Raw genomic sequence first — 21,201 nt, 5'->3', positions numbered from 1 at the left:
TTCACTAAGGCGCGGTTTAGCGGCCGTCGATCTCCGCGCCCATCAGCGCAATCGCCTGCTGATAAACGCTGGCAGCGTTCCAGCCTTGGATCGCCGCGTAGTTCGGCTCACCCTGCTGGTAGCCGGCACCGGCGCGCCAGCCATGACCCTTCAGGAAGTTGGCGGTCGAGGCCAAGGCGTCCGCCTTGGAGCCGACCATGTCGATGCGGCCGTCGCCGTCACCATCGGCACCATACTGCAGCACGTTCTTCGGCAGGAACTGGGTCTGGCCAATTTCGCCATGCGCAGCGCCCTGGGCAGCGCTGGTCAGGATGCCCTTGTCGACGAGTTGAAGCGCCGAATAAAGCTGGTCGGTGAAGAACTCGGTGCGGCGGCAATCATAGGCCAGCGTCGCCACGGCCGAGATCGTGTTCTGGTTGCCCAGGAACGAGCCGAACCCGGTTTCCATGCCCCAGATCGCGATCAGCGGGCCGGCGGGAACGCCGTAGCGCTGCTCGATGCGGTCAAACAGCGCCTTGTTGCCGGCGAGCTGCTTCTTGCCGCGCGACACGATGGTCTTGGAGCCGCGCTTTTCCATGAACTCGGAAAGGCTGAGCTTGAAGGAATGCTGGCCGCGGTCGGCAGCAATCGTCTTGGTTGCGTAGCTGGTGCCCTGCAAAGCCGTCAGTGCACGCTGGCCGACGCGACCCGATGCTTCGCTCGCAAACTGCGTCTTCCAGGCTTCGAACCCGCCGGCAGTGTTGCCGCACGAGGCTGCCTGCGCCTGACCACTCATTCCAAGCGCCACCACGGCAAAACCCGTGAAACCAAGAAGCGTCTTCAACAGCCTCATGCCATTCTCCAATCCGTATAACCGCAAGACGCGGCTGATTTCATGTTGATTACCGGCCCGCGTGTTAAGATGATCTTTACGATCACGCCGACCGCCGTGACTTTTCCGTTCTGCGGTTCGCAGATATTGTCTTTCAGTTCAAGGATGACGAGGCCACACCTCGATTGCATTCGGGTAAAGGCGATGATTCTGGCGGAAAGTTGATTGTCGCGACAAGAAATGGCGGCAAAAAGCGTCCTGTTGTCCATCCGCTTCGTTGAGGTGGAACACGCGGCGTCTCGTTACGTTATGCGGCTTCGCGGCCCTCTGCGCAAAGGCGCATCCGCTTGTGCTCGCCGGAGCGTCCCGCATGAAACTGTTCACGTGCCCGCATTGCGGACAGCGTCTTTATTTTGAAAACTCGCTCTGCCTCAACTGCAAGACGCCGGTGGCCTACGATCCACATCAGGCGAACTTCGTAGTGGCCGGTGAAGCTGGCGCGCCCGTCTGCACCAACGCCGGTGAATGCGACTGCAACTGGGTCGCGGAAGAACAACCGACTCTGTGTCTGGCCTGCAGCCTCAACCGCACGATCCCCGACCTGTCGGTTGAAGGCAATCGCGGCCGCTGGGCCAAGATCGAGATGGCCAAGCGGCGCACGCTCTACACGCTTCTGGCGCTGAAGCTTCCTGTCGCGCCCAAGGCGCAACCGTCAGACGAAGAAGGCATCGCCTTTGACTTCCTCGGCAATCCGATCGGCGCCGGCCCAGGCGGCGAGCGTATTCTCACCGGCCACGACAATGGCCTCATCACGCTCAACGTCGCGGAAGCGGATTCGCCGGAGCGGGAAGCTATGCGGGTGGCGATGGGCGAACGCTACCGCACCCTGCTCGGCCACTTCCGTCATGAGCTCGGCCATTATTACTGGGACCGACTGATCCGCGACGATCCCGACTTCCTTGCCGGCTTCCGTGATCTGTTTGGCAATGAAAGCGTCGATTACGCGCAGGCGCTGCAGAACCACTATTCCAACGGCGCACCGGCCGGCTGGGCCAACGAGCATATCTCCGCCTATGCGGCGAGCCATCCGTGGGAAGACTGGGCGGAATGCTGGGCGCATTACCTTCATATCGTCGACACGCTGGAAATGGCGGAAGCCTTCAAGGTGCCGCTGGAGCGTCTGGACGTGCCGACGCCCCCTATTCCCGAGGCCACCACCTTCGATGGCGTGCTGCATCGCTGGATCGTTCTTTCGGAAGTCGCCAATTCCATCAACCGCTGCATGGGCCTCGGCGATCTTTATCCGTTCGTGATCTCCCAACCCGTCACGAAGAAGCTCGCTTTTATCGACGATGTTTTGAAGGGCACCAGCGGCGTTGCTGCGCAGCATGTGGAAGAAGACGCGGCCTGAAAGCTGCAACACTCCGCTATAGTTCGTGAAGTCTTCGAAGGAACGAAGATGGAGAGCCTTCGTTTGTGCTGCCGAAGGGCTAAGCTAAGGATTACCTCTATGACCAAGCTTCGATTGATCACCGCGACGGCCGGACTTCTACTTGCCGCAACCGGCGCTTCCCTCGCACAGACCGCCGTGAGCGCCATCACGGATCTCAACCTGCGCGCAGGTCCCGGCCCGCAATACCCCGTCGTTGGCACGCTCGGCGTCGATGAAACCGCCACGCTCGACGGCTGCGCACAAGGCAGCAAGTGGTGCCAGGTTACAGTCAAGGGCCAGCCGGCCTGGGCCTATTCCGATTACCTCACCAGCGAATTTACCTCCGGCAGCCGCGTGATCGTGACCGAACGTCCGGCCGAAGCCGTGCCGGTTGTCGAGTACCGCGAAGCCGCACCGGCAACCACGACGACCACAACTACGACCACGACTGGTCAGGGCGGCGGCGGTGCACCTGGCGCCGCGGCCGGCACCATCGGTGGCGTCGTTGTCGGTGCGCTGATCGGCGGCCCGGTTGGCGCGGCGATCGGCGGTGTAGCAGGTGCTGCAACCGGCGGTGTCGTGGGTGAAGCCGTACAGCCGACCCCGGTTGTTCGCGAATATGTCACCACCAACCGCGTCGAACCGGTTTACCTCGAAGGCGAAGTCGTCGTCGGCGCCGGTCTGCCGGAGAACGTCGCGCTGACGCCGGTGCCCGATTACGAATACGAATATGCCTATATCAACGGCCAGCCTGTTCTGGTCGATCCGGCAACCCGCCGCATCGTGTCCGTGGTTCGCTAAGCGCCACACCATCTCTGAACAAAGGCGTCGGCTCGCTATGCCGGCGCCTTTGTTGTTTCAGGGCCTCACTGCCTGCTTTGCTTGACTTTCCCGCCACCATGCTGTTGAACACAGTCAGATTCCGCGACGAGTAAACCTCCGAGCGCCGACCGGGACGTTGCCCTTGAGCTTCGATCCCGGAGGTCAACATCCGGCAGCGCGAAGCGCCCCCGGGTGCTTTTTGGCTATGTTGGCGGTTTGGGGAACGGCGCGGAGACACTTATCTCAGGGTTTGTGCCCTCGGGAAAGGAAGACACGGGATGTTCGAGAACCTGCAGGATCGCCTTGGCACGATCCTCAATGGCCTGACCGGCCGCGGCGCATTGTCGGATGCCGACGTTGCAGCCGCCATGCGCGAAGTGCGTCGTGCCCTGATCGAGGCTGACGTGTCGCTCGACGTCGTGCGTTCCTTCACCGACAAGGTCCGCGCCAAGGCTGTCGGCGCCGATGTCCTGAAGTCGATCAAGCCCGGCCAGATGGTCGTGAAGATCGTTCATGACGAACTGGTGGATATGCTGGGCGCCGAAGGCGTTGCGATCGACCTCAATGCGCCCGCGCCCGTCATCATCATGATGGTCGGCCTGCAGGGCTCGGGCAAGACGACCACCTCGGCCAAGATCGCCAAGCGGCTGACCGATCGCCAGGGCAAGAAGGTCCTGATGGCCTCGCTCGACACGCGCCGTCCGGCCGCGCAGGAGCAGTTGCGCCAGCTCGGCGAGCAGACAAAGGTTTCCACGCTGCCGATCATCGCCGGTCAGTCGCCGGTTGAAATCGCCCGTCGCGCCGAACAGGCAGGTCGTCTCGGCGGCTACGATGTCGTGATCCTCGACACCGCCGGCCGCACCCATATCGACGAGCCGCTGATGGTGGAAATGGCCGACATCAAGTCGGCTGCCCGTCCGCATGAAATCCTGCTCGTGGCCGACTCGCTCACCGGTCAGGACGCCGTCAATCTCGCGCGCAACTTCGACGAGCGCGTCGGCATCACCGGTCTCGTGCTGACCCGTATGGACGGCGATGGCCGCGGCGGTGCGGCCCTGTCCATGCGTGCCGTCACCGGCAAGCCGATCAAGCTGATCGGTACCGGCGAAAAGATGGATGCTCTGGAAGAGTTCTTCCCCAAGCGCATCGCCGACCGCATTCTCGGCATGGGCGACATCGTTTCGCTCGTGGAACGCGCTGCCGAAAACATCGACGCGGAAAAAGCCGCGGCGATGGCCAAGAAGATGCAGTCAGGCAAGTTCGACCTGGACGATCTGGCCGACCAGCTGCGCCAGATGGAAAAGATGGGCGGCATGGGCGGCATCATGGGCATGATGCCCGGCATGGGCAAGATGAAGGACCAGATGGCTTCGGCCGGTCTGGACGACAAGATGTTCGGCAAGCAGATCGCCATCATCTCCTCCATGACCAAGGCCGAGCGCGCCAATCCCGATCTTCTCAAGCATAGCCGCAAGAAGCGCATCGCAGCGGGTTCCGGTACGGATGCCGCGCAGATCAACAAGCTGCTCAAGATGCATCGCCAGATGGCCGATGTCATGAAGTCGATGGCGGGCAAGAAGGGCGGCATGATGCGCGGCCTCATGGGCGGCATGGCCAACAAGATGGGCCTGGGCGGTCTCGGCAGCATGATGGGCGGCGGCATGCCGGATCTCTCGAAGATGGATCCCAAGCAGCTCGAAGCCCTCCAGAAGCAGGCCGAAGCGGCCGGCTTCGGCGCGGGCGGCAAGATGGGCGGCCTCGGAGGCATGCCCGGCTTGCCTGGTGGCGGTCTCCCCGGCCTGCCCGGCGGCGGCATGCGCATGCCCGGTCTGCCCGGTTTGCCGAAGAAGAAATAAGGCCGGATCGATGAGCGCCGAGATTGCATCCGAAACTGATGACGTAGCCCGCGCCCGCGAGTTGCTGCGCGATCTGCGCACGTCGATCGACAATTTCGACGCGTCGATCATCTATCTGCTCGCCGAGCGGTTCCGCGCCACCGAGCGCGTCGGACTACTCAAGGCCGAGCATAAACTCCCTGCCGCCGATCCCACCCGCGAGCGCGAACAGATCGCTCGCCTGCGGGACCTGGCGAAGGATGCGAAGTTCAATCCGGATTTCGCGGAGAAGTTCTTGAACTTCATCGTCAAGGAAGTGATCCGCCATCACGAGGCGGCGGCTTCCGCCCAGGCTAATCCCGAATTGGCTAATCCCGGTCCGGTTCAGCGATCAAACGACTGACCGACCTTCATCAACACAGAACAAGACCACCAGGAGTAACGAAATGTCCCTCAAGATCCGTCTCGCCCGCGCTGGCTCCAAGAAGCGCCCTTACTACCACATCGTCGTTGCCGACGCCCGCTCGCCCCGCGACGGCCGCTTCATCGAGCAGGTTGGCGCTTGGAACCCGATGCTGCCGAAGGATGGCGAGCGCGTGAAGCTCAACGAAGAGCGCCTGCAGCATTGGCTGTCGGAAGGCGCGCAGCCGACCGATCGCGTCGTGCGCTTCTTGGATCAGGCTGGCCTCGCCAAGCGCGACACCCGCAACAACCCGACCAAGGGTCTGCCGGGCAAGAAGGCCCAGGAGCGTCTCGCTGCCGCCAAGCAGGCTGAAGAAGCCGCAGCCGCCAAGAAGGCCGCTGACGAAGCTGCTGCGGCCGAAGCCGCCAACGCACCGGCCGAAGAAGAAGCCGCTTCCTAAGCGCTTCGCCTGAGGACTTAAAAAGCCGGGCTCGCGCCCGGCTTTTTCTTTGTGAACGTTTTGCTCGTGCCACTCAGGACAGCCCGAGAGAAGCCGCCGCATCCACGCAAGCCTCAGCTCTTGAAGCAATGCTCCCGGTGCCAAGCGAGAAATTTTGGATGCGGGCGCTGAGAAGGATGAGCCGGGCTAAGGCCGCGTCCGGTCTTGTTGATGATGGATCGGATCCCTTCCGGATCATTGGCCTGCCTCGATATGAGGATGTCGAGGTCGTCGCTTAGGCTGATCAAACCCCGGTCAAACATCCAGTGCGCAGTTCCAGACAAGGCCAAGCCATTGCTGACGGTATCAGGCCCATTGGCATGCACCGGCCTGATATGCGCCGCAGCCACTTCGGCACGCCCGCCGCCATTAATGAGCTTCAGGCCAGTTATCGCACATCGCTCGTCATAAGCCTCAAGAACGATCTTCCGAAACACTCGGTCCCGGATCACGCGTTGCACAAGCTGCGAAGCGCGCATTTGTGCCTCATCAACAAAGAAGGGCGCCTGCTCTTCTTCAAGACCGGCAGGATTGTCGTCGCGCTCAGCTCGGGGAAGCAGCGGCTCGTGGCCGAGCCCGGCCTCTACGATCCGGGCAAAATCACTCGGCGCCAGCGCTCGCACCGCGGACTGCGCCCGTCCAGACAATCGTCCCTCGGCATTTAGAAGGCCTTGCTCGAAATAGGCCTCATCTTCGCGGAACGGGATCTTTCGCGCAAATTCGAGATAGCTGCCAGGCACAATAAGCGCGAAGAACATGCCGGCCTGTTCGACATCGGCAACAACGCCTCCCACTTTGGCCGCAGCGAAATAGCCGCGGCTGCCGCGCACCTTGCTGGGTTCGTAATAGACGATCCAGCTTCCTATGGTCGCCTGAACGCGGCGGAGATATTGAACGGGGAAGTGATAACGCTCCGTAGGAACGTCGTTGTAGATCGAATCCGAGCGATGCACGAAAACCCCGTAACCCATGGAACAAGCATAGGCTCAGGATCACCCACTGTCACGCTCCCGGCCTGTTTCTTGAAGCCGGAAGCGATGCGCAGGTGAGTCTCAGGCCGCCTTTTGACGCGGCTTGATCAGGTCGCGTTCAACGAGCAGCTCGGCGATCTGCACGGCGTTCAGGGCGGCGCCCTTGCGCAGATTGTCGGACACGACCCAAATGTTCAAACCGTTGTCGAGCGTCGAGTCTTCGCGGATTCGGCTGATATAGGTGGCATCTTCGCCGGCCGATTCCAGCGGCGTGATGTAGCCGCCGTCTTCATGCTTGTCGATCACGAGGCAGCCTGGTGCTTCGCGCAGGATCTCGCGCGCTTCGTCGGCCGTGATCGGGTTTTCGAACTCGATGTTGATCGCTTCGGAATGGCCGATGAAGACTGGCACGCGCACACAGGTCGCGGTTACCTTGATCTTCGGATCGAGCATCTTCTTGGTTTCGGCGACCATCTTCCATTCTTCCTTGGTCGTGCCGTCTTCCATGAAGACGTCGATATGAGGAATGACGTTGAAGGCGATGCGCTTGGTGAACTTCTTGGCTTCCACCGGATCGGCGACGAACACGGCGCGGGTCTGCGTGAACAGCTCGTCCATGCCTTCCTTGCCGGCGCCCGAAACGGACTGGTAGGTCGACACCACGACCCGCTTGATCGTGGCATGATCATGCAGCGGCTTCAGTGCCACCAGCATCTGTGCCGTCGAACAGTTCGGATTGGCGATGATGTTCTTCTTGGCGAAGCCTGCAACCGCATCGGCATTCACTTCCGGCACGATCAGCGGCACGTCCGGATCATAGCGAAAGGCTGAGGAATTATCGATCACGACGCAACCCTGCTTGCCGATCTTGGGCGACCATTCCTTGGAAACGCTACCGCCGGCCGACATCAGGCAGATATCGGTGTCTGAAAAATCATAGCGCTCGAGCGCCTGCACCTTCAGCGTGCGGTCACCGAAGGACACATCCGTGCCCTGGCTGCGACGGGACGCCAACGCGACGACCTCGCTGACGGGAAAGCCGCGTTCTTCCAGAATATTGAGCATTTCGCGGCCCACATTGCCCGTGGCACCGACGATCGCAACCTTGTAACCCATGGAACTTCTCCTCTTCCTCTCCGCTGTCGCGCCTTGGAAAAAACCCGCTGGCCATCATGCGGGTCCCGCCTCGGCTGCTCCCCCCAGGCCGAACCCGGGAGAGGGTGAGCAGGCCAGAGGGATCAGACCGTTTTCGCGGTCATGGTCGTTTTGGCCGTAGTTTTCGAAGGCGCAATGCGCGCGCAATCGCAGGCCGCCGCAAAGGGGGCGGAGGCGAAAGCAGGAAAAGCCGTGGTCAGGCTGCGCATGGTGTTCTCCGGAACGAGGCTGCTTCTACGCTACCTTCGCGCAGAGTCAATCTGCACGAATGGCTTAGAAGCGCCTGAGGTCCGTATCAGCCCCAGATCAGGGCAACATCAAGAATGGATGGTCTTGAAGAAGGTGCCGAGCGCGGCTTCTTTCACGGCTTCCGACATGGTCGGATGCGCATGGCAGGTGCGCGCCAGATCTTCCGACGAACCACCGAACTCCATCAGCACGGCCGCTTCGTGGATCATCTCGCCGGCACCAAAACCTAGGATGTGAACGCCAAGCACGCGGTCGGTCTTGGCGTCCGCCAGAACCTTCACGAAGCCCTCGGTCTGCAGCATGGCGCGGGCACGGCCGTTGGCCGAGAACGGGAACTTGCCCGCCTTGTATTCGACGCCCGCCTTCTTCAGCTCTTCCTCGGTCTTGCCGACGGAAGCCACTTCCGGATTGGTGTAGACCACGCTCGGGATGACGTCGTAGTTCACATGGCCATGCTGGCCGGCGAGGATCTCGGCAACCGCCACGCCCTCGTCTTCGCCCTTATGCGCCAGCATCGGACCGGCGATGACGTCGCCGATGGCATAGATGCCGTCGATGTTGGTCTTGTAATGGTTATCGACGGCCACGCGGCCGCGCTCATCCAAAGCAACGCCGGCTTCCGTCAGGCCAAGCTTGTCATGGAACGGCTTGCGGCCGGTCGCGACCAGCACGCGCTCGGCTTCGATCGTTTCCGCATCTCCACCCTTGACCGGCGAGAAGGTGACGCGGGCACCGGAACCGCCCTTTTCAACTGCAGTCACCCGTGCGCCGAGCTTGAACTCCATGCCCTGCTTGGCCAGCACGCGCTGAAACTGCTTGGCGACCTCGCCATCCATGCCGCCGAGCAGGTTATCGAGATACTCAACCACCGTGACCTTGGCGCCGAGCCGCGACCACACCGAGCCGAGCTCCAAGCCGATCACGCCGCCGCCGACAACGACCAGCGTTTCCGGCACCTTCTCGAAGGACAGTGCGCCGGTGGAGGACACGATGATCTGCTCGTCAAAGGCAACATCGACGCCCGGAATGCCGGCGACTTCGGAGCCGGTCGCAATCACGATGTTCTTGGCTTCGACATCCTGCGCCGCGCCGTCTTCCGCCGTCACCTGCACCTTGCCGGCGCCCTGCACCTTGCCGGTGCCGCGGAACACGGTGATCTTGTTCTTCTTCATCAGGAACTCAAGGCCCTTGACGTTCGAAGCGACCGTTTCGGTCTTGTGCTGGAGCATGGCCGGCAGATCGAGCTCGGGCGCCGGCACCTTGATGCCGAGCTTGGCGAAGTCGTGGCCAACGGCAGCAAACATCTCGGAGGCATGCAGCAGCGCCTTGGAGGGAATGCAGCCGATATTGATGCAGGTGCCGCCGAAGCTTGGGTTCTTCTCGATCACCGCCGTGTTCAAGCCGAGCTGTGCGGCCTTGATCGCGCAAACATAGCCCGCCGGACCGGTTCCGATTACCACAACATCAAAAGCCGCCATGAGTCCTGTTCCTGCGTATGAATTGGTTTTGAAAGGAAATGGGCGTCAGCCCAAGAAGCTGCCGAGCATGATGAGAAGGCCGATCAGCGACACCGCCCAAACGAGGGAGCGGACGCAAGGGACGCCGAAGGCATAAAGCGGCAGATAGATGATGCGGGCAACGAACCAAAGGATCGCGCCGATCTCACCCCATTGGCTGGCCTGGCCTGAAATGACGAGGCCCAGCGCCAGCGCCACGAAGGCCGGGTAAGTTTCCAGGAAATTCCACTTGGCGCGTTCCAAACGGCCGGTCAGTTTGGAGACCGGCTTCTGCTCGTCGCGCGCGCTGGCATTGTAGCCAAGCCCATTGTCGCGCGTGGCCGACTGGCTGTGCGCGAAGATATAAACCAGCAGAAGCACGACGCTCCAGCCGAGCACCAGCAGTTCAGTGGGTAAGCTCGTATCCATGATCCCGCTCCTTACTTGGCCGCGCCGGGCTCAATGCCGTCGCACGACCCTTCGGCTTCCGCGAAGGATGCCTTTGTCGGCTTCAACTCGCCCTTCACGATCCCCAGCGGGATAAAGGGCTGCGTGTCCTGCATGGCCGGCTGAACGAGGCGCAGAAGATAACAGCCGGCGAACACCGCGTGGCCGCCGCTCTTGTCGGTTGCCTCGACGACGGCAGGCAGGGTCGTATAGATCGAACCGGCAGCGCCCTCGCTCGTACCCTTGCCCAAACGTAGCCGTACATGCGCGGTGGTCTCGTAGCCCCCGGCAAAAGCCTGATAGCTCGGCCGGCTGGGTTCCTCGCGAAAATAGCTCCAGGCCCGAAGATATTCCTGCCGCTCGATGGCGTTGTAGAGGCTGTGAACGACGGACTCGGCCGTGGAGCGATCGTCGCGATAATCCGGCGGCGTTTGATCCTGCGCGCCGGCGCCTGAGGCAAACAGCAGAGCCGCAACAAGCGCGGCTCCGCCAATCACAGTGGAAAGCGCAGCACGCGAGGTGCCACGAGAGCCGCTTGCTGCGTTGATAACGCCCTTGAGCAAAAACGGCTCTCCTTGTTTCTTAGAGATCGAGAACCAGACGTTCCGGATCTTCCAGGCTGTCCTTCACGCGCACAAGGAAGGTCACGGCTTCCTTGCCGTCGACGATGCGGTGGTCATAGGACAAAGCGAGATACATCATCGGGCGGATGACGATCTGGCCGCCGACAACCATCGGGCGCTCCTGGATCTTGTGCATGCCGAGAATGCCCGACTGCGGCGCATTCAGGATCGGCGTCGACATCAGCGAACCGTAAACACCGCCATTGGTGATGGTGAAGGTTCCGCCCTGCATATCGGCAACCGACAGCTGGCCGTCGCGGGCTGCCTTGGCAAGACGACCGAGTTCCTTCTCGATCTCGGCAATCGACATCTGGTCGGCGTCGCGGATAACGGGAACAACCAGGCCCTTGTCGGTGCCGACGGCCATGCCGACATGCGCGTAGTTCTTGTAGACGAGATCGGTGCCGTCGATCTCAGCGTTGACTGCCGGGATCTCCTTCAAGGCATGGGTCACAGCCTTGGTGAAGAAGCCCATGAAGCCGAGCTTCACGCCGTGCTTCTTCTCGAACACGTCTTTGTACTTGGTGCGCAGTGCCATCACTGCGCTCATATCCACCTCGTTGAAGGTGGTGAGCATCGCGGCGGCGTTTTGGGCGTCCTTCAAACGCTTGGCAATGGTCTGGCGCAGGCGGGTCATCTTGACCCGCTCTTCGCGCGCGTCTTCATTGCCCGACGGACGCGCAGCAGGCGCGGCAGCCTGCGAAGCGCCCGATGACTGCGGGCCCTTGGCGACGGCGTCAATCACGTCGCCCTTCAGAACCTGGCCGCGCTTGCCCGAGCCCTGGACCTGATCGGCCGACAGGTTGTTTTCCGACAGCATCTTGGCGGCAGCCGGAGCCGGCTGCGTGCCACGAGGCGTGATCTCGCCTTCGCCCGTCACCGCGGCGGTCTTTTCCGCAGCTTCCTTTGTTGTGGAGGCGCTTCCCGCGCCCGAAGCCGAGGCAATCGCTTCCGACTTCTGGCCGCCGTAATCGGCCGTATTTTCCGCTTGCTTGGCACCGCCCGGAGCCGAAGCGGCGGCGGCCGGCTTGGCGGCAGCAGCGGCACCAGCAGCGCCGATCTGGCCGAGCAGTGCGCCAACGCCGACGGTTTCGCCTTCGGCGGCGGTGATTTCCGACAGCGTACCGGCGGCAGGGGCGGGCACTTCGATCGTCACCTTGTCGGTTTCCAGTTCAACCAGCGCTTCATCGGCCGCGACCGTATCGCCGACCTTCTTGAACCACTTGCCGATCGTGGCTTCGGTAACGGATTCGCCAAGCGTCGGAACGCGGATTTCGTTAGCCATTGTTTTAAACCGGTGTCCTGTGGAGCTTAATTATCGGATCGAAAGATGCGTCGGCTTATTCGCCGAGCGCGTCCTCCAGGAAGGCTTGCAACTGTGCGAGATGCTTCGACATCAGACCGGTTGCCGGCGATGCGGCGGCCGGACGGCCGGTATAGCGCACGCGCTGATGCTTGGCGTCGATATGGGCCAGCACCCATTCCAGATATGGGTCGATGAAGGACCAGGCGCCCATATTCTTGGGCTCTTCCTGGCACCACACCATCTCCGCATTGCGGAAGCGCGACAGCTCGTTGATCAGCGCCTTGGCTGGGAATGGATAAAGCTGTTCGACGCGCAGCAGATAGATGTCGTCGATGCCACGCTTTTCGCGCTCTTCCAGGAGGTCATAATAAACCTTGCCCGAGCAAAGCACGACGCGGCGGATCTTAGAATCCTTCTGCAGCTGGCCGCTCGCATCGTCCCAAAGCAGACGGTGGAACGAGCTTTCGCCCGACAGATCGGCGAGCGTCGACACAGCGCGCTTGTGGCGCAGCAGCGACTTCGGCGTCATCAGGATCAGCGGCTTGCGGAAGTCGCGCTTCAGCTGCCGGCGCAGAATGTGGAAGTAATTCGCCGGCGTCGAGCAATACGCGACCTGCATATTGTCTTCAGCGCAAAGCTGAAGGTAGCGCTCTAGACGGGCCGACGAATGCTCCGGACCCTGGCCTTCGTAGCCATGCGGCAGAAGGCAGACGAGGCCCGACATGCGCAGCCACTTGCGTTCACCCGACGAGATGAACTGGTCGAACACGACCTGCGCACCGTTGGCGAAGTCGCCGAACTGGGCTTCCCACAAGGTCAGCGCGCGCGGCTCGGCAAGGCTGTAGCCATATTCGAAGCCGAGCACGGCTTCTTCCGAAAGCATCGAGTTGATGACTTCGTAATTGGCCTGAGCCGCACCCAGATTGTTCAGCGGCACGTAGCGGGTTTCGTCGCGCTGGTCGTAAAGCACCGAATGGCGCTGCGAGAAGGTGCCGCGCTCGGAATCCTGACCCGACAAGCGGATCGGATTGCCGTCCAGCACGATCGAGCCGAAAGCAAGCGCTTCAGCCGTCGACCAGTCGATCCCTTCGCCGGTATCGATCATCTTGCGGCGGTTTTCGAGGAAACGGCCGATCGTCTTGTGGGCTTCGAAGTCCTTCGGAACTTCGGTCAGCTTCTTGCCGATGTCCTTCAGGGTCTTGACCGGAACGGCGGTCTTGCCGCGACGCTGCTCGTCCTGATTGTCGGCCGAGCGGAAGCCGCTCCATGCGCCATCCAGCCAGTCGGCCTTGTTCGGCTTGTATTGCTGGCCGCTTTCGAACTCGACCTCGAGATGGGCGCGCCAATCGGCCTTCATCTGGTCGAGCTCTTCAGCCGTCATCAGGCCTTCTTCAACCAGCTTGTCGCCGTAAAGTTGAACAACCGTGCGGTGCCCCCTGATGGTCTTGTACATCTGCGGCTGCGTGAACGCCGGCTCGTCGCCCTCGTTGTGGCCGAAGCGGCGGTAACAGAACATGTCCACAACCACCGGCTTGTGGAACTTCATGCGATATTCGATCGCAATCTTGGTGGCGTAGGTCACCGCTTCCGGATCGTCGCCATTCACATGGAAGATCGGCGCCTCGATCATCTTGGCCGTATCGGACGGATAAGGCGAAGAGCGCGAGAAGCGCGGATTGGTGGTGAAGCCGATCTGGTTGTTGATGATGAAATGCACGGTGCCGCCGACGCGGTGGCCGCGCAGACCGGACAGGCCGAGGATTTCAGCCACAACGCCCTGGCCGGCAAACGCCGCATCGCCATGCAGCAGCAGCGGCAGGACCTTGGACCGTTCTTCCGGCGGAACACCCTCTTCACGGGTGCGGCCGAACAGAATGTCCTGCTTGGCGCGAGCCTTGCCCATCACCACCGGATTGACGATTTCCAGATGCGACGGGTTGGCCGTCAGCGACAGGTGAACCTTGTTGCCGTCGAATTCGCGGTCCGACGATGCACCCAGATGGTACTTCACGTCGCCCGAGCCTTCCACATCATCAGGGGCATAGGAGCCGCCCTTGAATTCGTGGAAAACGGCGCGATGCGGCTTCGCCATGACATTGGTCAAGACGTTCAAGCGGCCGCGATGGGCCATGCCGAGCACGACTTCCTTCAAGCCGAGCTGACCGCCGCGCTTGATGATCTGCTCCAGCGCCGGGATCAGCGCTTCGCCGCCATCGAGACCGAAACGCTTGGTGCCCTTGTACTTGACGTCGATGAACTGCTCGAAGCCTTCGGCCTCGACCAGCTTCTGCAGGATCGCCTTCTTGCCGTTGGGCGTGAACTCGACACCCTTGTGCTCGCCTTCGATCCGCTCCTGGATCCAGGCCTTTTCCTCGGGGTTCGAGATGTGCATGAACTCGACGCCGATAGTCGAGCAATAGGTCCGCTCGAGAATTTCGAGCATCTGACGGATGGTGGCGTATTCCAGCCCCAGCACATTGTCGATGAAGATCGGACGATCATAATCGGCTTCGGTGAAGCCGTAATTCTCGGGCGAAAGCTCGTTGTAATCCTCGATCTTCGAGGCGATGCCCAGCGGATCGAGCTTGGCATGCAGGTGACCGCGCATGCGGAACGCGCGGATCATCATGATCGCGCGAACGGAATCGCGCGTTGCCTGCAACACATCCTTGTCGGATTGCGGCGCAACGGCAGGCGCATCGGCAGCCGGGGACGCGGCGGCTTCGCCGATCTTGCCCTTCAGCTTCTTTTCGATGTGCTTTTCAACCGTGCCCCAGTTGCCGTCGAGGGCGGACACGAGTTCGCCATTGGCAACCAGCGGCCAGTTCGGCTTCGTCCAGGATGCACCTTCGGCATTCTTCTTGACGTCGCCGGCTTCGTCCTTCAGCTCGCTGAAGAACTGCCGCCATTCCGGAGAAACCGACTGCTGGTCCTCCTGGTAGCGCGCATAAAGCGCTTCGATATAGTCGGCATTGCCGCCATACAGGAACGAGGTTCCGGCAAATTGGTCATTGGCTTGGTCGTTGCGCGCCATGATCGTCGCGGACTATCCGTCCGCTCTCCTGTTTCTTCGGCAGCGTGATCCGCCGCTCATGTCGTGGACGGCCAGCCCGTCCGCGCTCCCGCCCCGCGTGAACCCGGCGGTGCCCAGCCGCCGGGGGAACTCCGAGCTAAAGGGCCGCTCAGCCCTTCAGTGCTTCAACCAGCGTCGTGCCCAGCCGTGCCGGCGAAGGCGAAACCCGGATGCCCGCAGCTTCCATCGCTGCGATCTTGTCTTCGGCGCCACCCTTGCCGCCCGAAATCACGGCGCCGGCATGGCCCATGGTGCGTCCGGCAGGAGCGGTACGGCCGGCGATGAAGCCTGCCATCGGCTTTGAACGGCCGCGCTTGGCTTCGTCGCGCAGGAACTGCGCCGCGTCTTCTTCGGCCGAGCCGCCGATTTCGCCGATCATGATGATCGACTTGGTTTCATCATCGGCCAGGAACATTTCCAGGATGTCAATGAATTCGGTACCCTTCACCGGATCGCCGCCGATACCCACAGCCGTGGTCTGGCCGAGGCCGGCATTCGAGGTCTGGAACACCGCTTCATAGGTAAGGGTTCCCGAGCGCGAAACAACGCCCACCGAGCCCTTGCGGAAGATCGAGCCCGGCATGATGCCGATCTTGCACTCGTCCGGCGTAACCAGACCCGGGCAGTTCGGGCCGATCAAACGCGACTTGGACTTCTCCAGACGAGCCTTGACCTTCACCATGTCCATCACCGGAATGCCTTCGGTGATGCAGACGATCAGTTCCATCTCGGCCTCGATCGCCTCGATGATGGCGGCCGCGGCACCTGCCGGCGGAACGTAAACCACGGATGCGGTCGCACCGGTCTCTTCGCGTCCCTCGGAAACGGACGCGAAAATCGGGAGCGTTTCGCCCTTGGCGCCGGTCCAGTTCTCGCCACCCTTCTTCGGATGGATACCGCCGACCATCTGCGTGCCATGGTAGGCCAGCGCCTGTTCGGTGTGGAAGGTGCCGGTCTTGCCGGTCAGGCCCTGAACGAGGACCTTGGTGTTCTTGTCGATAAGGATAGACATGATTTTCGGTCCTTGCGCTTAGGCCTGGATCGCCGCGACGATCTTCTTGGCGGCGTCGTCCAGGTCGTCAGCAGCCGTGATGGCCAGACCGGACTCGTTCAGGATCTTCTTGCCGAGATCCACATTGGTGCCTTCGAGGCGAACCACCAGCGGAACCTTGAGGCCGACTTCCTGAACCGCAGCGACAACGCCTTCGGCGATGACGTCGCACTTCATGATGCCGCCGAAGATGTTGACGAGGATGCCCTCGACCTTCGGGTCGGCCGTGATGATCTTGAAGGCCGCAGCGACCTTTTCCTTGCCGGCGCCACCACCGACGTCACAGAAGTTCGCCGGCTCCTTGCCGTAGAGCTTGATGATGTCCATCGTCGCCATGGCAAGACCCGCGCCATTGACCATGCAGCCAATATTGCCGTCGAGCGCGACATAAGCGAGGTCCCACTTGGAGGCCTCGATTTCCTTGGCGTCTTCTTCCGTTTCGTCGCGCAGCTGCCGGATGTCGTCGTGACGGAACATGGCATTGCCGTCGAACGACACCTTGGCGTCGAGCACGCGAAGGCGGCCGTCGGTCATCACGATCAGCGGGTTCACCTCAAGCAGGCTCATGTCGGTTTCGACGAAGGCCTTGTAGAGGATCGGGAACAGCTTCTCGCCGTCGGCCTTGGCTTCGCCTTCGAGCTTCAGCGACGAGGTCAGCGTGTCGAGATCCGACTGCGTCAGGCCGGTTTCCGGATCAACCGCAACGGTGATGATCTTTTCCGGCGTGTCATGGGCGACAGCCTCAATGTCCATGCCGCCTTCGGTGGACACGACGAAAGCCGGACGACCCACCGTGCGGTCAATTAGGATCGACAGATACAGTTCGCGGTCGATGTCGGCGCCGTCTTCGATGTAAAGGCGGTTGACCTGCTTGCCGGCTTCACCGGTCTGCTTGGTGACCAGCGTGTTGCCGAGCATTTCCTTGGCATGCGCGACCACTTCCTCGATCGACTTGGCAAGGCGCACGCCGCCCTTGGAGTCCGCGCCGAGTTCAGTGAACTTGCCCTTGCCGCGACCGCCGGCATGGATCTGGCTCTTCACGACATAAAGCGGACCGGGCAACTGCTTGGCAGCGGCTTCAGCCTCGTCGGCCGAGAAGATCGGCACGCCTTCGGCAACCGGAGCGCCGAACGTCTTGAGCAGCGCCTTGGCCTGGTATTCATGGATATTCATGGGATCCGTCCTTTAAGGCTCGGGAACGACTTACTTGAGGTTCGGCGCGATGTTGATGCAGGCTTCGCAAAGACCCTGCACCGAAGCCACCGACTTGTCGAACATCGCCTGTTCGGTCTTGTTGAGGTCGATCTCGATCACGCGCTCGACACCGCCGGCACCGATCACGGTCGGCACGCCGACATACATGTCGGACAGGCCATACTGGCCGGACAGATGAGCAGCGCAGGGAAGAACGCGCTTCTTGTCCTTGAGATAGCTTTCCGCCATCGAAACGGCGGCGGAAGCCGGCGCATAATAGGCCGAGCCGGTCTTCAGGAGGCCGACGATCTCGGCGCCGCCGTCGCGGGTGCGCTGAACGATCTGGTCGAGCTTTTCCTGGCTGGTCCAACCCATGTTGACGAGATCCGGCAGCGGAATGCCGGCAACGGTGGAATAGCGCGTCAGCGGCACCATCGTGTCGCCATGGCCGCCAAGCACGAAGGCGGTGACGTCTTCAACCGAGACCTTGAACTCTTCGGCGAGGAAATAGCGGAAACGCGCCGAGTCCAGCACGCCGGCCATGCCGACCACATGGGTCTTGGGCAGGCCGGAGAACTTCTGCAGCGCCCAGACCATCGCGTCGAGCGGGTTGGTGATGCAGATCACGAAGGCGTTCGGGGCGTACTTCTTGAGGCCCGCGCCCACCTGCTCCATGACCTTGAGGTTGATGCCGAGCAGGTCGTCGCGGCTCATGCCGGGCTTGCGCGGCACGCCGGCGGTCACGATGCAGACATCGGCGCCTTCAATCGCGGAATAGTCATTGGCGCCCGTGAAGTTTGCGTCGAAGCCGTCAACCGGGGAAGACTGCGCGATGTCGAGGCCCTTGCCCTGCGGCGTGCCTTCGGCAATGTCGAACAGCGTGACATCACCCAATTCCTTGAGGCCGATCAGGTGGGCGAGCGTGCCGCCGATCATTCCCGAACCGATAAGCGCGATCTTGTTGCGTGCCATACTTGAGGCTCTCCCGTGTGCGTCGCTACGATCAAGTCATAGACGGGCGACCAGATGATGACAGCCCGCGACAATCCGCGCAGCCAATAGACCTCAACGGCAAAAAACTCAAACGATTCTTGTTACACAAGCAACTTCAATCGTTTAGATCAATCGGCACTTACGTAAACGTCAACGTGCTTTCTAGGGCCCGATCATCTGGAGCGTAGCGCCCAAAGATCTTCGCAGCGCTGCAGGATGTCGTCGCGCCAGGCGAGCCGCTGTACCCACGCTCGATCAAGTGCCGACAAGCTATATCTGGCGCCCGCGATCTGTCCGGCAACCGCCGCCACCGTGTCGGCATCATCGCCGAGATTGGCTGCCGTCAGGATGGCATCGCGCGGGTTTGTGGTCGTGGCTACACTCCAGATTGCGGCCTGCAATGTGGCCGGCGCGTGGCCGCTGCTGATGATGGCGTTGCGCTCAATGCGCCGCGCCGCGGGGAACGCAGCGGGTTCGTCGCCCGTTTCCACAAGCCTCCACAACAAGCGGGCAAGGTCCTCGCAACAAGCCTGCGGCACGGGCGCTGCATGCGTCACCTGCCCCTGCGCCATCGCGAGATCGACCGCCTCCTGCTCGCTCCGGGCGCAGAGCACGACTGGCGCGAGCCGCATGATCGAGCCGTTGGCCTGCATCTGCGGCTCGGCATTGTTGATCAGCGTACCATCGCGCAGAAAACTGGACAGCGCCTGCGTCGTCGCAATGCCGATGTCGAAGCAGACACCGGTGACCGAGTTCCAGCCATGCTGCCACCAGTTCACGAAACCGCAAAGGAGATGCCGGGCATCGACGCGTCCCTGATGAGCAATCAGCGTATCGGCCAGGCACAGGGCCATGGAGGTGTCATCCGTCCATTCCCCCGGCTTCAGCTTGAACGGTCCGCCGCCGACCATATCAGTGAGCGGCGCAAACGTGTCGCGCGCCTGGAACTCCACCGTCGTTCCCACCGCATCGCCCATCGCCAGCCCGATCAACGCGCCGAAAGCGCGGTCCTTGGCGGCATCGCTCACGCCGGCTGTTCCTCGCTGTCGGCACCCTGCGCAGCCCGCCATTCCGCGCTACGCATTTCGTTCAAGCGCGAAGCCGTGCGAACAAACTCGAAGGCTTCGGTCGAGCCCGGCCGGCCCTTGAAGAGATCATCCGGCTCGGCCGCAGCCGTCGCGACTAGCGTGGCGTGACGATCGTAAAGCACATCCACCAGCAGGATGAGCCGCTTGGCTTCGTTGCGCTGGCTGACGTCGAGCACCGGAATACCGTCGATGAAGATCGTCGGATAGCGTTCCACGATGGCAAGGTAATCGCGGGCGGCAAGCGGTTGCGAGCAGAGATCGGCAAAGGCAAAGCGCGCCGCCTCCCCTGCTGCCTGGCGAACCGGGATCGTGCGGCCCTTGACCTCGACTTGAGCGCGCACGGCGCGCTGCCCTTCGGTCGCAGCCTTCCAAGCCTCATCCATCCGGGCGGCGGCTTCGGCCCCAAGCGGGGTCAGATAGACCGGCAAACGGTCGAGCTTGGCCATGCGATGGTCCTGCGTGCCGCCAATGTCGAGCACCTCGACATGCCGCTTTAGCAGGCCGATAAACGGTAGGAACAGCTGCCGGTTCAGGCCTTCGCGATACAGATCATCGGGTGCAACGTTGGAGGTCGCGACCAGCACCACGCCTTGGTCGAACAGCGCCGTGAACAGCCGCGACAGGATCATCGCATCGGCAATGTCGGTCACGCTGAACTCGTCGAAACACAAGAGCTTGGCTTGTTCAGCGAGGTCCTTGGCAACCGGCGGGATCGGATCGTCGCCCGATGCCGTGCCGGCCTTCACCGCCGCGCGATGGCGACCGATGCGGTCATGCACATCAGCCATGAAGTCGTTGAAATGGGCGCGCCGCTTCTTTTCAACCGGTGCGGCTTCCAGGAACAGGTCCATGAGCATGGTCTTGCCACGCCCGACGCTGCCATAAACATAAAGCCCGCGAGGCCCCACCTCGTCGCGACCAGCTTTGCCGCCGAATAGCCGCGCAAAAAAGCCCGGTCTGCTGTCCAGCGGCCGGGCTTGCAGGTCGGAAAGGAGGCGGTCGAGCGCGGCCACCACCTTGAGCTGATGCGGATCCGGATGGATCGCGCCCTCTGCCGCAAGACGGTCGTAACGGCTGCGCAGCGCGCCGGCAGCCGTCGGCTCAGGCAAAGGTGACATGCTCGGGCGACATGCTTGGATTCAGGCGATCAGCGGGTCAGGCTGACGGGCGAACCACTGGAGGTCGTGCCGTTGAACTTCTCGGGACCGGAAGACGACAGCGAAGCAACCTGCGAGCCGCTGTCATTATACAGGATCATCTGATTGCCCTGCACGGCCCACGACTTCACGCCATCGAGCGGAGCCGGGCAGCGCAGCGGGGCAGCGCGATAACCCTGGCCGAACTTGGTGCGCGGGGTGGCGACCCGGCAGCTCTGGCCACCGACGGACACGTTCCAAACGCCGGCAACGCCACCTTCGGTGACGGGCGCGGACGGTGCTGCCCCTGCATTCGGATCGATCGCCGCGACCTGCGTGTTCGGTGCCGCTGGCGGGGTCTCGGGGAAGCTGGTCGGCGCCGGAGGCGGCAGCTGCGAAGCCGTCACATTGCCGGCAGGGGCTGCGGGAAGCGGGGTCGGGCGCGTGTCGACGCGGGAAATGCGCTCGCTCTGACAGCCTGCGGCGGCCAACAAAACCACAGCTGATGCTGCCAGACCGATTTTCCCGATGCCCATGTCTTAACCCCTATCGTCGTAAAATTCGTCGCAGATCGTATCGCCGCAAGGACGATGTGGAGCCCATAACTATGGTAATAT

20 protein-coding genes are annotated in these 21,201 nt (G+C 62.1%); 5 read left to right on the top strand and 15 right to left on the bottom strand.

The features are described 5' to 3' along the window. Nucleotides 1-16 precede the first annotated feature (16 nt). Together IE166_RS14515 and IE166_RS14510 are read right to left on the bottom strand one after the other, a co-directional pair. Nucleotides 17-832 carry a lytic murein transglycosylase gene (locus IE166_RS14515; RefSeq protein WP_189505020.1) on the bottom strand — a complete coding sequence of 272 codons (816 nt, stop codon included), beginning with the start codon at nucleotides 830-832 and terminating at the stop codon, nucleotides 17-19. Next, nucleotides 829-1,080 carry a hypothetical protein gene (locus IE166_RS14510; protein WP_189505018.1) on the bottom strand — a complete coding sequence of 84 codons (252 nt, stop codon included), beginning with the start codon at nucleotides 1,078-1,080 and terminating at the stop codon, nucleotides 829-831. The genes IE166_RS14515 and IE166_RS14510 overlap by 4 nt, the downstream gene beginning before the upstream one ends. A 101-nt stretch (nucleotides 1,081-1,181) precedes the next feature. Here IE166_RS14510 and IE166_RS14505 point away from each other — a divergent pair, with 101 nt between their 5' ends. From IE166_RS14505 to rpsP, 5 genes are all read left to right on the top strand, one after another. Beyond that, nucleotides 1,182-2,222, top strand: coding sequence for a zinc-binding metallopeptidase family protein (locus tag IE166_RS14505; protein WP_189505016.1), 1,041 nt, complete (start codon nucleotides 1,182-1,184; stop codon nucleotides 2,220-2,222). Between the two features lie 99 nt (nucleotides 2,223-2,321). Continuing rightward, a complete protein-coding gene (locus tag IE166_RS14500) occupies nucleotides 2,322-3,044 on the top strand; it encodes a DUF1236 domain-containing protein (RefSeq protein WP_189505014.1) in 723 nt (240 codons plus the stop codon). A gap of 299 nt (nucleotides 3,045-3,343) precedes the next feature. Further along, a complete protein-coding gene (gene ffh / locus IE166_RS14495; RefSeq protein ID WP_189505013.1) occupies nucleotides 3,344-4,921 on the top strand; it encodes a signal recognition particle protein in 1,578 nt (525 codons plus the stop codon). 10 nt (nucleotides 4,922-4,931) lie between these two features. Beyond that, entirely contained in the window at nucleotides 4,932-5,303 is a 372-nt protein-coding gene (locus IE166_RS14490; protein WP_189505011.1) for a chorismate mutase, read from the top strand. A gap of 43 nt (nucleotides 5,304-5,346) precedes the next feature. Next, on the top strand, nucleotides 5,347-5,763 hold the full coding sequence (rpsP, locus tag IE166_RS14485; RefSeq protein ID WP_189505009.1) for a 30S ribosomal protein S16: 417 nt from the start codon (nucleotides 5,347-5,349) through the stop codon (nucleotides 5,761-5,763). Nucleotides 5,764-5,876: 113 nt separating this feature from the next. Here the strand turns inward: rpsP and IE166_RS14480 are convergent, their stop codons facing one another. The 13 genes from IE166_RS14480 to IE166_RS14420 form a co-directional block, all read right to left on the bottom strand. After that, nucleotides 5,877-6,773 (bottom strand): HNH endonuclease, encoded by an 897-nt coding sequence (locus tag IE166_RS14480; RefSeq protein ID WP_189505007.1) that lies wholly within the window; start codon nucleotides 6,771-6,773, stop codon nucleotides 5,877-5,879. An 81-nt stretch (nucleotides 6,774-6,854) separates the two neighbouring features. After that, a complete protein-coding gene (locus tag IE166_RS14475) occupies nucleotides 6,855-7,889 on the bottom strand; it encodes an aspartate-semialdehyde dehydrogenase (RefSeq protein ID WP_189505005.1) in 1,035 nt (344 codons plus the stop codon). A gap of 356 nt (nucleotides 7,890-8,245) precedes the next feature. Next, nucleotides 8,246-9,655: a dihydrolipoyl dehydrogenase gene (lpdA, locus tag IE166_RS14470; protein ID WP_189505003.1), complete on the bottom strand. Its 1,410-nt coding sequence runs from the start codon at nucleotides 9,653-9,655 to the stop codon at nucleotides 8,246-8,248. 45 nt (nucleotides 9,656-9,700) lie between these two features. Further along, nucleotides 9,701-10,102, bottom strand: coding sequence for an MAPEG family protein (locus tag IE166_RS14465; RefSeq protein WP_189505001.1), 402 nt, complete (start codon nucleotides 10,100-10,102; stop codon nucleotides 9,701-9,703). Between the two features lie 11 nt (nucleotides 10,103-10,113). Beyond that, nucleotides 10,114-10,683 carry a hypothetical protein gene (locus IE166_RS14460; RefSeq protein ID WP_189504999.1) on the bottom strand — a complete coding sequence of 190 codons (570 nt, stop codon included), beginning with the start codon at nucleotides 10,681-10,683 and terminating at the stop codon, nucleotides 10,114-10,116. Between the two features lie 19 nt (nucleotides 10,684-10,702). After that, a complete protein-coding gene (odhB, locus tag IE166_RS14455) occupies nucleotides 10,703-12,028 on the bottom strand; it encodes a 2-oxoglutarate dehydrogenase complex dihydrolipoyllysine-residue succinyltransferase (RefSeq protein ID WP_189504997.1) in 1,326 nt (441 codons plus the stop codon). Between the two features lie 55 nt (nucleotides 12,029-12,083). Further along, nucleotides 12,084-15,083, bottom strand: a complete 3,000-nt coding sequence (locus IE166_RS14450; RefSeq protein ID WP_189504995.1) for a 2-oxoglutarate dehydrogenase E1 component — start codon at nucleotides 15,081-15,083, stop codon at nucleotides 12,084-12,086. A 148-nt stretch (nucleotides 15,084-15,231) separates the two neighbouring features. Next, complete coding sequence (gene sucD / locus IE166_RS14445; RefSeq protein ID WP_189504993.1) at nucleotides 15,232-16,134, bottom strand: succinate--CoA ligase subunit alpha; 903 nt, start codon at nucleotides 16,132-16,134, stop codon at nucleotides 15,232-15,234. An 18-nt stretch (nucleotides 16,135-16,152) separates the two neighbouring features. Beyond that, entirely contained in the window at nucleotides 16,153-17,346 is a 1,194-nt protein-coding gene (gene sucC, locus IE166_RS14440) for an ADP-forming succinate--CoA ligase subunit beta (RefSeq protein WP_189504991.1), read from the bottom strand. A gap of 30 nt (nucleotides 17,347-17,376) precedes the next feature. Continuing rightward, complete coding sequence (gene mdh / locus IE166_RS14435; RefSeq protein WP_189504988.1) at nucleotides 17,377-18,339, bottom strand: malate dehydrogenase; 963 nt, start codon at nucleotides 18,337-18,339, stop codon at nucleotides 17,377-17,379. Nucleotides 18,340-18,533: 194 nt separating this feature from the next. Then, nucleotides 18,534-19,388 (bottom strand): ADP-ribosylglycohydrolase family protein, encoded by an 855-nt coding sequence (locus IE166_RS14430; RefSeq protein WP_189504986.1) that lies wholly within the window; start codon nucleotides 19,386-19,388, stop codon nucleotides 18,534-18,536. Beyond that, nucleotides 19,385-20,566: a cell division protein ZapE gene (gene zapE, locus IE166_RS14425; RefSeq protein ID WP_189504984.1), complete on the bottom strand. Its 1,182-nt coding sequence runs from the start codon at nucleotides 20,564-20,566 to the stop codon at nucleotides 19,385-19,387. Before zapE ends, IE166_RS14430 begins: the two co-directional genes overlap by 4 nt. A gap of 29 nt (nucleotides 20,567-20,595) precedes the next feature. Further along, nucleotides 20,596-21,120 (bottom strand): AprI/Inh family metalloprotease inhibitor, encoded by a 525-nt coding sequence (locus IE166_RS14420; protein ID WP_189504982.1) that lies wholly within the window; start codon nucleotides 21,118-21,120, stop codon nucleotides 20,596-20,598. Nucleotides 21,121-21,201 lie beyond the last annotated feature (81 nt).

The organism is Tianweitania populi, from assembly GCF_014652875.1.
GTDB classification, from domain to species: Bacteria; Pseudomonadota; Alphaproteobacteria; order Rhizobiales; family Rhizobiaceae; genus Tianweitania; species Tianweitania populi.
Note: the sequence above shows the minus strand (reverse complement) of the source record. Positions and strands in the feature narration are given on the sequence as shown.